Origin of the sequence: Lentilactobacillus kefiri (genome assembly GCF_007989105.1) — a bacterium.
Lineage (GTDB): Bacteria > Bacillota > Bacilli > Lactobacillales > Lactobacillaceae > Lentilactobacillus > Lentilactobacillus kefiri.
The window spans coordinates 1-12070 of the sequence record NZ_BJVK01000024.1 but is presented as its reverse complement, the minus strand read 5'-3'; the positions used below and the strand labels follow the sequence as shown (position 1 = coordinate 12070).

General features: G+C 40.4%; 9 protein-coding genes and 1 CRISPR repeat array. All 9 genes read right to left on the bottom strand.

Annotated features, from left to right (window positions below; translation table 11 throughout):
• Positions 1-118: 118 nt before the first annotated feature.
• Positions 119-901, bottom strand: a complete 783-nt coding sequence (locus LKE01_RS08340) for a GIY-YIG nuclease family protein (RefSeq protein ID WP_056981632.1) — start codon at positions 899-901, stop codon at positions 119-121.
• A 209-nt stretch (positions 902-1110) separates the two neighbouring features.
• A CRISPR array of direct repeats spans positions 1111-2487; the repeat unit is 29 nt; unit sequence AGGATCACCCCCACATGCGTGGGGAATAC.
• A gap of 29 nt (positions 2488-2516) precedes the next feature.
• The gene (gene cas2e / locus LKE01_RS08335) at positions 2517-3407 is read right to left on the bottom strand and encodes a type I-E CRISPR-associated endoribonuclease Cas2e (RefSeq protein WP_056981630.1); all 891 of its coding nucleotides are present in this window, start codon (positions 3405-3407) and stop codon (positions 2517-2519) included.
• Positions 3404-4357, bottom strand: coding sequence for a type I-E CRISPR-associated endonuclease Cas1e (gene cas1e, locus LKE01_RS08330; protein WP_056981629.1), 954 nt, complete (start codon positions 4355-4357; stop codon positions 3404-3406). Before cas1e ends, cas2e begins: the two co-directional genes overlap by 4 nt.
• Before the next feature lie 3 nt (positions 4358-4360).
• Entirely contained in the window at positions 4361-5029 is a 669-nt protein-coding gene (gene cas6e / locus LKE01_RS08325) for a type I-E CRISPR-associated protein Cas6/Cse3/CasE (protein ID WP_056981627.1), read from the bottom strand.
• A gap of 13 nt (positions 5030-5042) precedes the next feature.
• A complete protein-coding gene (gene cas5e, locus LKE01_RS08320; RefSeq protein WP_014082579.1) occupies positions 5043-5786 on the bottom strand; it encodes a type I-E CRISPR-associated protein Cas5/CasD in 744 nt (247 codons plus the stop codon).
• Positions 5767-6849 (bottom strand): type I-E CRISPR-associated protein Cas7/Cse4/CasC, encoded by a 1083-nt coding sequence (gene cas7e, locus LKE01_RS08315; RefSeq protein ID WP_010495833.1) that lies wholly within the window; start codon positions 6847-6849, stop codon positions 5767-5769. Before cas7e ends, cas5e begins: the two co-directional genes overlap by 20 nt.
• A gap of 41 nt (positions 6850-6890) precedes the next feature.
• Entirely contained in the window at positions 6891-7454 is a 564-nt protein-coding gene (gene casB / locus LKE01_RS08310; protein WP_225364524.1) for a type I-E CRISPR-associated protein Cse2/CasB, read from the bottom strand.
• Between the two features lie 9 nt (positions 7455-7463).
• A complete protein-coding gene (locus LKE01_RS08305) occupies positions 7464-9185 on the bottom strand; it encodes a type I-E CRISPR-associated protein Cse1/CasA (protein ID WP_056981624.1) in 1722 nt (573 codons plus the stop codon).
• On the bottom strand, positions 9175-11937 hold the full coding sequence (locus LKE01_RS08300; protein ID WP_056981622.1) for a CRISPR-associated helicase/endonuclease Cas3: 2763 nt from the start codon (positions 11935-11937) through the stop codon (positions 9175-9177). Before LKE01_RS08300 ends, LKE01_RS08305 begins: the two co-directional genes overlap by 11 nt.
• Positions 11938-12070 lie beyond the last annotated feature (133 nt).

Genomic DNA, 12070 nt, shown 5'->3' with positions numbered 1-12070 from the left:
AGCGATTAGTATAGCCACCATTAAAGTCTTTTTTTAATCTTTGTTAGCTGAAAGTTTTTTGATATTTAATCAGCACAAACCCTTTGTACTTTGGAAGCTCTTTATTCAAGTAAGTTAGTTACCATAAATATTTGAAGGGTAATCGTGCTCCAACTTTGCGGTTTAAATTTAACCGTTTACCAATTAAATCACTGGGCATTCCTTTTAAACGAAACCGGATTCGTTGATGCTGGGGTTGTTTAGGTGTTGGAGCTTCAATAACTTTTGGCATTCCCTGTACCTGATAAATACCTGCAATTAACCCATTCGTATTTTTTATGAGGGCAATCACTGTTTGGACCTGTTGAGCCTTATATAATGACATACACCAATCACCGCATACGTGTTGTTTAATCAAGGCCTGATGTTTCTTAAATGAAGCGGCTGAAAGCATCAAGTGAGGTTGATCAATCATAATAGCCACAGCATGCGGCAAAGAAATGGCTGCACAAGTAATCGCGGGTGCTGCAAAACATAATTCCAATTCCCCAGGGGTACCAGTTTGATCATGATCATGGCCCGCTACTTTATTAGTCAAATCAATATCTGAATTAAAATAGCTATGTGGATGACAATAGAGAAATGTCCGGATTAACCCCGCTTCTAAAACAAAGGCTTCGGTTTCGCTAAGTCCATAACGAATAATGTGTAGCTCTGGTTGCTGGCCGTGTTGAGTTAATTGGTTAATGCGTTCAATTTTATTACTTTCATAACGATCCTGGGCAGCGTCTTTTTCGTGGGCAAAGATTCGATTACCGGTCCCTTTCCCTATATAAAAGATTTCATGATTTGTTGGATCAGCATATGTATAAACATAATATTTCAAGTGATCAATCGTTTCTGGAGAAAAACATTCCATCATAACTACAAACAACCTCTTTCTGGTTAAATTAGCCCAATCACTTATGACGAATTCTATTTTGATCTATTACGGCACCACCATCTTTAAATGATAACCCCGTTGCTTAATTCATAATCCAGTAGTCAAAAGCCTTGAATTGGCTTTAGGTAAAGGATCCCTCACATACGTGGGGAATACGCGTTATCACAAGACTTTGCACGGGTTTAATAAGGATCACCCCCACATGCGTGGGGAATACGTCTCATTCCTAAGACAGCAACTATAAACAAAAGGATCACCCCCACATGCGTGGGGAATACTTAGTTTTTTATACTTTAAAAATATTTTAGGCAGGATCACCCCCACATGCGTGGGGAATACGGGTTAGTATATAGATTGATACGAGGTAGTTCAGGATCACCCCCACATGCGTGGGGAATACGAAAAGAATTAGGAGGAAATTATGAAAGAGACAGGATCACCCCCACATGCGTGGGGAATACTCAACGTGGGGTTCAAGAATCGGAACGTAAAAAGGATCACCCCCACATGCGTGGGGAATACCCATAGGAATAAGCCCGACAATTTTATATAACAGGATCACCCCCACATGCGTGGGGAATACCGGTCTAGTGTACCATGGTTATCTGTGCATGTAGGATCACCCCCACATGCGTGGGGAATACCAGTTCTCTTTACAGGTCAAACCGCTTATGTTGAGGATCACCCCCACATGCGTGGGGAATACCATAAATAACATCACCAAATGTACCAATTAAATAGGATCACCCCCACATGCGTGGGGAATACTGGCAGCCTTATATCGGGTTTCGCCAACGATAAGGATCACCCCCACATGCGTGGGGAATACTATTCGTATTTAGGAGCTTTTGCTTGGATTTTGGGATCACCCCCACATGCGTGGGGAATACTCTATGCGATCGCCTCCGGTACGCACGATATTGGGATCACCCCCACATGCGTGGGGAATACATTGGTTTTGCTGTTTTACCACTAACAGCATTAGGATCACCCCCACATGCGTGGGGAATACTTAAATAAATTATGTCGGAAGCCCATCCCGTTAAGGATCACCCCCACATGCGTGGGGAATACTAACTGATTAGATTGTTTCATTGCCCGTCGCCAAGGATCACCCCCACATGCGTGGGGAATACATACCGCCTTGGTGGTCTTCAATGTTCCACTCGGGATCACCCCCACATGCGTGGGGAATACTGGAAATAGACCCAAAGTATGCCGATGTTATTAGGATCACCCCCACATGCGTGGGGAATACTAGTGATTGAGTGCCAGACTGACTGTCCAGCATAGGATCACCCCCACATGCGTGGGGAATACTCGTCTAGCGAGCTTATATCGACCTTTAGCCAAGGATCACCCCCACATGCGTGGGGAATACTCGATAACCATTATCAACAGTGCCATACATACAGGATCACCCCCACATGCGTGGGGAATACGTTGTAATAAACCCAGTCATGGTTGTGTTGTTAGGATCACCCCCACATGCGTGGGGAATACCACAAACGTGTGGAGCATAAATGGAATGTGATTGGGATCACCCCCACATGCGTGGGGAATACACTAAACGATTCCCGCCATAACAGCATTTCTAAATTAGTAAATGTCCATTTTCTATGAGTTTGGTCTCCAATTCAAGGGTTGCTTGAGCATCAGATAATGCATGATGTGGTTTTGAATTTCTGACTGAGTATTCTTTAAGTACCGTACTTAAACGATAATTATCAAGAAATTTATTTGTTTTTTTTACAACTGGCATTAGATCTACCATTTGGTTGGATAGATCTGGTTGACCAATTTTCTTGAAACCATAGGACAGAAATTCTTGATCAAATCGCAAATTATACCCCACAACGACTGATTGGCCAATAAACTTTTTTAATTGTTGCAATGCTAAATCCAAATCAATTCCCCTTGTCCTTAGCAAGTCAGAAGAAATCCCTGTTAAGGTCGTTATTTTCGTTTGAATGTTATCGTTAACCTGAATAAGTTTATAAAATTGATCAATTTCACCATTTTCAACTTTTTTGACTGCGCCAATAGAAATAATTTTATCAGTTGCTGCCCTTAGCCCGGTTGTTTCAAGGTCAATTGCCGTTACTTGTTTTTGAAGTTTGTGCGCCTTCTTTCTATCAGTTCTATGTGTCATAACTTTGGCTCGATGAAATTTGGCTGCGTTACTGAATCCATGTTTAACAGGGCTAGGGGTTGTGTTAAGGCGCATCATTAATGGAATTCCATCATAGTCAATAACTTGGTAGTCCTTTCGGGTCGTTTCCATTTGATAGCCCAATTCACTATTGGTATTGTAAACCATTGTTGCTTCACCATTGCCAATATTTTTCATGATTCGATCCCAAAGTAAGTCCCTGATTCTAGCACTAACGTTGCCGACATAGACACCTGTTTGAACTTCCTGATACCACTTAGTCAAATCTCCCCGTAAGGATTGAGGAACTTTTGTCAGTGTGATGACAATCATGCACCATCATCTTCTTCAAATTCGTGATATTGAACACCAAATTTTTGCAAGCCCATTTTATCATCCCAGAGATTAATAACATCGACGCTAATATCCGTTTCAGTCACACCCAGAATTGATTTTAAATCTTTGACCATTCGCACTAATAACTTACCATTAGCAAAAGCATCTCGCATTGCTAATCGGGTCTTAGAACCAATGTCCTTATCATGACCGTATTTTGCGGCAATCTGAAAAGCAATTGGAATTGAAAATTCTGCTTTATACAAATCGGCAAAATCGTAAACAAATGATAAATCATGACCGGTATGGACAAATCCCAAACCAGCAGAGGCTCCCAGTGCTACAATCACACTATAACTCAAGCCATACAAAGCCTGGTGGGCAGCTGTAAGAGCCTTATTAATTGGTGTTCCTGCTTCGAAATTATCTGGATTATATTCCCGACGTGACCACTGGACCTTTGTTTTTTGAGATTGCATACGATACACGCCTCGCACCCGACTACCTTCCTTCCCGCGAAGCTCTTGCATTGATAACTCCGATACATCATCATCTGGGAAGCGCATTTGGTACATTTTTCGTGCAACTGCAACACGTGTCCGTTTATTCGAAACTAACCTTGCCTGAGCTTGAAGTAGTCGCGAAGAATGATTTAAAGATCGCCCATGCGCATATTGTCGGACGCCTTGTTCGCCAACCCAGACAGCCCCCATCCCAGCATCACCAATTAGTTCCATTGCTCGATGAGTAATGTCGACACCAGGGCCAAGCAGTAGTACGCTAACAATTGCAACTGGCACAAAAACAGTGCCCCGATTATCCGAAACCATAATGGCACTGTCTTGGCGATTCAATTTGGCGTGTTCAAGATAAAGAAACGTAATTCGGTCCCGCACCCGACTTAGTTCCGACAATTCAGGTTTTTTGGCACCCATATTTTTATTCATGATTTAACCTCTTGGAATAACTGTCATTAGGCCCATTCCAAAGGCCCTTTCGCGTCCAACTCCGTTTTCCAATGTTTGTTTAAACTCTTCCAAATTTTTGACTCTTAAAAGTCCTTCAAAAGTAACCCGACTCAAACGAATTCTTCGACCACCATGTCGCAAAATTGGCCAATCCCGGTTAACAATGTCAAATGCTGCTAGCTCCGGAACGTTCGAAAACCTATCTTGATTTTGCTCAACTAATTGAAATCCCAGCTTGTCAGCCCGATCAGCTAACCACTTTCCCTGTTGCTGGATTGTAATGTGAGGAACAATCCGTGGCTGCTTACTGTCTGGGCGTTTGATAGCATGGGTTGGATTGGCTGTTAATCGAAACTGCATAATTTGTCCCTCTTGAATTTGCATTAAAAATGGATCATAAGCCCGTGACATTGCTGTTTGGGGAATCCCATATTTTACAAGTTCAGTTAAATCCGGCCTTTCTTTGCTTAATAACAACAGATACTTTTTACCGGCTAATTGATCAATTCGCCATAAATGGCGACAACGATTATGAGCCCTTATTTCATCTGGAAAGCAGTGTTCAATCCAGTTATGAAAAGCTCCAATATGGGTTAGGCTCTTAGTTTTTTGACGATTATTAACGTCAATTTGAACTCTTGATAGATACATATAGCACTCCTTTCTAGAGAAATTGCATTGGATCATGATGGGTATTGGGTTCTTGGGGATTAATTGCGGCTTGTGTTCGTTCAACATAGGGGTTCTTTAGCCTAACTTCTTCAATAGCGATTGGCCTGAATCCGTGTCTTCGATTTCGCTGATCAAAAGATTCTACTTGGTCTTTTGCTAGTGTGCTTCTTTTTTGGGGTAATAAATTGGCATCGGCAATAATTTCAATGTGTTCCACAAATTCTTGCTTGGTTTGCCACCACTTTTTTTCTTGATACCATGGTGAGGCCTGCCACTTCAGCCCTTCTAAAGCCATAATCGGATTGGTATTAGAAAATGATTTTAAATCTAGGATCCCAGCTGGTACATTCGATCGTCGTCCCAGAAATAATTGAAACTTTGGGTTCTTTAAGGCCTGTTTAATTTTATCAATCATTGCGTCATTCTCATGACCAATTCCAACCATAAATACTGCATCCTGCAAATAATTACGATATGTAATCTTTCGGGTATTTTTCTTCCACTCTACGGTTTGAAAATCGGTTAGATTTTTGCCGCGCTGATCGACTCGAACGGCAAAACTTAATTCATTCAATTTAGAAATACGTTGATCGTCCCGTCGGTATCCTAAGGCTGCCGCCACCATGCCAACAACAACACTTTTGGATGGATAGTCTCCACTTGTTCTTCGAGCAAATGACGCTTCATTTCCATATGATTGCAATGGTGAAGTTAATCTAATCGTTAGCGTTTTCATCCTGTACCACCTCTGTTAACGTCTTGGTAACTTTATTGAGGAGTTCATCCAAGTTGGTAACTGGTTCAGCAAGTTGAGAGTCATACTTACTATTTGTTAAAACAACATTTAACGCTGGCTTGTTAACCAGCCCACTTTTCTGAATTGACTGATATTCGTCTTCAAGGCTTTTAACCGATTTTTCAACATATCCATGATTTGATCTAACCGGATCTTCAAAAGCCGAAACTAAGTTAACGGGCGTATCTGTCCGAATAGTTATCATGATGTAGTTTGGTAGAGTTTTATTGGCAAAGGTATTCTGTTTACCGGTTGGCATTGAAAGAATAAATGACTTAATGAATGCAGAAATACCCTGAACAGCATCATTTTTACCCAAATTTCGCACCAGTTCGTTCAAGTTCACGTTAGCATATCGATATAAAGTAGCAGAGTTAAACTCAATTGTTCCCAACATTGCAGCTCCAGCGGAATCTTCTGATTGTAAGTCATCTAGAGCTGTGTAGTAATCAAATTCGGGAACAATTTCATGAGTAGAAATAGCATGGGCCACTTGAGCCGACGCATCAACGTTTAATTCAGGATTGTCCGCTACCATTCGGCCAAAAAGGGCTAAGTCTAAAGAATCGTCACGCTTCAAGACCTCTTTGATCTCTTTTTTGTTAAATTTTTCATGTTCCGTTACATATTGGGCCAGCTTCCCAAGTTGACCAGGGCTAACTAATAAAAGTGCTCCCGTTTCACCATCTTTATTGATCTTAATGCCAACAGTCTTAAATACTCCAGTGGCCTTTTTGATTGCAGATTCCTCATTTAAGGAGGAATCAATCGTTACCATTTTGTCTGCCAATAATTTAACCGCTTTTTTAGTTCTGGTACCAATATTAACGTTTTCTGCTTTAAATGATGTTCGAATGGCGTGTTTCCAACTTTGAGAAGATACCCGAGCCCGTGTCACCCCACCATAAAGTGCCGTTTTAGGGGCTCCTGTATCGTCTCGATTAATGTTGGATGATGGTACAGTTTGTAAAACATTCAGGTCAATATATAAATTTTTGCTCATTAGTTTTTCTCCTCTTTAAATTTAATTGCGGATGTGATTACTCAAAAATACTGCTGCCCCCAAAGTAAACGGACCTCATTAGCATGCTCATAGCTTAATTGGAACCAATAGAGATTCTCAGCTAATTTGGCAAAATCAATTTTTGGCAGGTTAGAATTGGCTTTTAATATCTCAATCAAATGCGTAATCCCGTTAATCACGCTATTAATATTCGTCGTTCCCAAGATTGCTTGCACCCGACGATCCAATGCTACTCTAGTTTCGTCTCTCTTACGCAAATTTGCCAATGCCTGAAAAAGTTGAAGTCCATCTGCGTCTTCAGCTGGTCCAGCGGGACCAGAGACCATTGTTTCTTTTCCCTGTTGATAAATGGCGTAAAAGTGAATTGCTGCATATATCGCAATTTCAGCATATGTTGGCTCACCAGTTTTACTAAGCATATTATCGTCCAGATTGGCCATCATAATTGGCCATACCCTTTGGGCTCTCTGACTATTAATAGTTGCTCCGCTTCTTGCACTTGCCAAAACAGCTTTATCTAAACTGCCATTGCCATAAAGCTTCTGGATAATTCTGGTAGCAGTATTTTGAATTTTATATGGCATAACCTTCAATCACCCTTTCCTCTCTATTTTAAGATCTACTTGTAATTTGTATCGCAAATGATTATTGGCCGTAAAAATATTATTTACGATCCCCTTATCATCTACCAAGCCACGGATATCTCGAGGTGAACTTGCTTGGATAACTTGGCTTGCAGCATCCAAAACAAGTTTACGGAGGGTTTCCTTCCACAATTCAATTTCCCTTTCTCGATCATCATGATTTGTTAAATGCGCCAGCCAAGCTTTGAAGGGTTCATTTAAACTTTCATAGAATTTACTGCTCAACCGATTTGCAAATGGGGCCGCATCAGAATTACGAATTTGACCGATTTTCATTGCAAATTGCCAAAAGTCTTTCCCAATAATCTGGGTAAGTTCAATCGTATCTTCAATTCGTTTGGGCCAATAATTGGGATTCCTTTTATCAAATAGTACATCCGCATTAATATGCATATCATCGTATACTTCAGCCGCTGGAGCTTGTGATGTTGCATTACCATCACTTACCAACGTAGCCGCGGCAAGGGTTAAGTGAGAATTGTATGGTATGATGCCCTTATTTTTTAATAAGTTCAGCCATTCAACGATTCCGGGTTCATGCATATCATCAGTCCCATTCACGTTGACGTATTGACCAAAGTTGCGCCACATTGCTGTCCCTAATGACCGAAGCCATTTAACGGCTGGTTTATATCGATTAGACTTTTTATCAATCCGCCAAATCGTCATCGGTTCAATGAAAGCATCTTGGCTGTCAAACATTGGTATCCCTGCACTAAAAATGGTTGGCCTTTCACCTTGGTGCCAGTCAATATGAAGTATTCGTGACCAAGATGTGTAGATTTCTGCTATGTTGTCTGGTATTTGTTGTTCTTTTCGCTTGTTTACATAGTCTTCAACACTTTCATATTCCCAAACGGGCTTTTGGGGATAATACATTTTGCCCTTTCGCATTAAAACCAGGTTTAACATCAACGTTTGAAAAATCGTATTACCGGCTGCATATACAGAATTCAGCTGGTAGAGCCACCCTCGAGAAACCGAGAACTTTTCGGTAGTTTTAATTTTGGTTTTATCAGTCACACCAGTAAAATTCTGATAGGTAATTAGCCAACGGACGAATTCATCAAGTTTAATATCATTTTTAAATTCACCCGCCTTGGGAGAAAAAACCGCTGGTGTATTGGCACTTTCTGAAATTTGCCGGTTAATTTGTTTAACGGCAACTGTTCCGGGACCTTTACCAGCCTTAATTTGCTTCTTGGTTGGCACAAACTGGTTATACTCGCTTTCAGTTACCTGATAAAAAGGGTGCTCCCCAAACAGACAAAAGTGATCTTCATACCGTTTCAAATATTTCGTTACAATTCCTGTAAAATGTCCATTTCCGTTCTGATATAACGTTTTCCAAGTATCAAGAAGATCATTCTCATCTTCTTGATCATAATCATCCTCATCGACGCTTTGACTCACTTGCATTGTATTTTCATCAATTGTTAACCAATCATACGGTTCATTATTGGCATTAAATCGCGAATAAACTGTCGTTAAAATTGCCAGTAGAAACCGCAAAATAGCCAAGTCCTGCGAACGCATCTCGCCAGCCAAATCTCGATAATCATGAGCATTTTGAAATAGTTTTATTAATGAAACTGCTTTTTCTTGATTTGTGCCCTTCTCAATCACTTTAATCCAAGGATCAGTGACCAAATTAAATTTCCTATCGCTCATTTTCATCCTCCCTTTCATAACTTAGCCCAAACTTTGAAGTGTACGTAAGGGACCACTCACCCAACCTTGCTGATAAGTTATCATCTAGTGGCAATGCTAGTGCCCCTCTTAACCATGGACTTTCCTGCCACTGGGGATAATATTTACTCGTCAAATTTTCTAAAGCATCAATTGCTTTATCAATTCTCGGTGTAACTGCTGAGGGAATTCTAATCAGCTGTTCGGCAATCTCTTGTGGCGCAACTTTAGCCAAATGACGACCATCTAACAAAAAATCGCCTTGATTTGTGTGCTTCAATAAAATAACTTCCAAGGTTTCCCTGATATCTCGGACCGCCGCATTGGCTTTTTGTTCATCCTTATCAACATCAACTTGACCGCGATTCAACCAATCATGAATGGTAGTATTTCTTCCATAACTCGGTTTATCAATCTGAAAAGCATTGGCTTTATACTTTTCTGTCTCAAAATTATTATCAAATTCTGCCTTAGCATCAGCAATGTCACCAACTTGATCATCTGTATGGGGATCATAGACTTCCTGAACAAGTTTTGAAATATCATCTGGTAAAATAATTTTATTTTTTAAAAAATAATCCGTTTTTATCAGTAAATATTTCGGATAGATCGCTTGGTTAGCATCTCCATAATCACCAAAATCATTGATCCCCATTACATATACCTGCGGTAATTTAAGTGCTTCCGGCCTTTTAATATCGTGCCGATGAAGACGACCGGCTCGTTGTAATATTAAGTCCATTGGTGCAATGTCCGTATACAAAACGTCGAAGTCAATGTCCAAAGACTGCTCCAATACCTGAGTACCAATGACGATCATTTTGGTAGGACGTTGGCCATGTTTGCCAATTGAATTTTGTAAAGCCTCTTCCTGTTTCTCCCGATCTGGTGAAAGAAAAGCAGAGTGAAGAATCATCAGTTGGGTATCTTGGGGGACCAGCCTAGCAAGTGCCTGAGCTCGTCGAACAGTATTAACGATAATTCCGGCAATTCCACCAGCACTAATTTTATGTAAAACGTGCTGTATCAACGTTTTATCGTCAAGATTGAGGCGTTCAACATCCAATTGAGTTACCGGCTGATCATTCTGTCCTGGAAAGCTTGAAATTTGTGTTAACTTACCGCCATCCAAAATGCTTAATAAAGGATAAGCTTGTGTATCTTGCCAACTTGTAGAAGCCTCAAAAATTTGTTTGTACTTTTTACCATACTTCCCCCTTAAATACGCAATTAAAAGCAAATTTCGTTTTTCTTTGGGCAAAGTTGCAGATAAAATCACGATTGGTACATGGTAGGCCCCAAGCCAATTGATTGCCTTATATAAGTATTGATTCATGTAGCTGTCATAAGCATGAACTTCGTCAATAATGACAACCTTGCCACTAAATCCCAGATGTTTTAAAAATAAATGTTTTTGTTTTAATCCCATCAACAACAGATTATCAATTGTTCCCACCGTGAATTTAGTTAAAATTGATTTTTTGCCAGAAAACCACGAATTAACCACCACGGATCCAGCCTTACCCGAACCGTCAGGATCATCAATATTCGAAGCATAAGGTAAATTTTGATAGTTTTTATTAAATTGAGCTTTACCATGCATTAATTTAATTGAAAATTTTTCATCTTGATTCTCTGCCAGCTTTTCCAGCCAACCATCAACTCGATCAAACATAGCATTAGTTGTGGCTTGAGTTGGCAACCCCATGAATACACCATCTTCACCCTTTTGATATGCTAATTGTTCAGCCGCAACTAAAGCAATCTCCGTTTTCCCCAGGCCCATTGGTGCCTCAACAATCACCATTCCTGGATCAACCGTATCGCCAATTATGCTAGTCATAGCCAGCTGAACCGGTCGAGCATTGAACCCCCAGCGAGATTTGTATGGATCATTATCAGTTGAAACTCTTTGTGGTTCCCATTCACCACTCAAGTCCCAAGTTTCAATTGCGTTTTCAAAGCGACTATTCATATCAATATCAGTAAGCGACTGATTCATCTGAATCAAGGGGAAAAGTGGCTTTGATTCATCGTCGTTTAAATATTCGCTTGACGCCAACCAATCGGCCATGATCAAAAGGCCTTCTAGCAGGACTGCCTGTGGTTGATTAATCGAAGGAATTTGATCAATTCTTTCATATCCAGATAATTTTAAACCATAATCAAAAATATCTGTTTGAACCTGTTTCCAACGTTTTTGAGCCGCTTGGTCAATATCGCTTTGATAATAATTAGCCGTGTAGTCATTCAATTGTGCTCTGGGGGCATCCGGCAATGGCTTTCCGTGGTGCCCACCAATAATAGCGCCCACCGAAACAGGAACACCCAAATTTTCCAAGATTGCTTCACCAGCTTCAGCATGCGGTGACTTCGAAGCACACGTTAAAAGTGAATCATCTAATTTTACAAAACCGCTCCTAACTAACCGCTCAATAACCTCAGCATCAAGTGATCGATCACCACCATATGATGGTTTCGTTTGAAATGCCGGAGTTGCCTTTCCAATGTCATGGGAGAACCCAATAAATTTCACTAATTTTTGAATGTTTTCATCAGAGAAACCATTGGCAATTATTTGGCGTTGCTCATCACTGATCCAGTGGTTAAACAGCCAATTAATTGTTTTTTGTGCATCAATTAAGTGAGTGACTAGTGGCAACCAGTGTTGATTACCATCATCAGACCTTTTTTTAGCCCATAAAGCCCGCTCCCGTTTAGTTAGATCAATCATTTACTACCTATCCCCTCATATTCTTTTCACAATTTAAATAACACCATTATTATACTTCTATCGTTGATTAGGTTTCGAAAATATTTGAGGACACTTAAAGGCCCTCATTTTCATTTGTTGAAAATAAATTTAA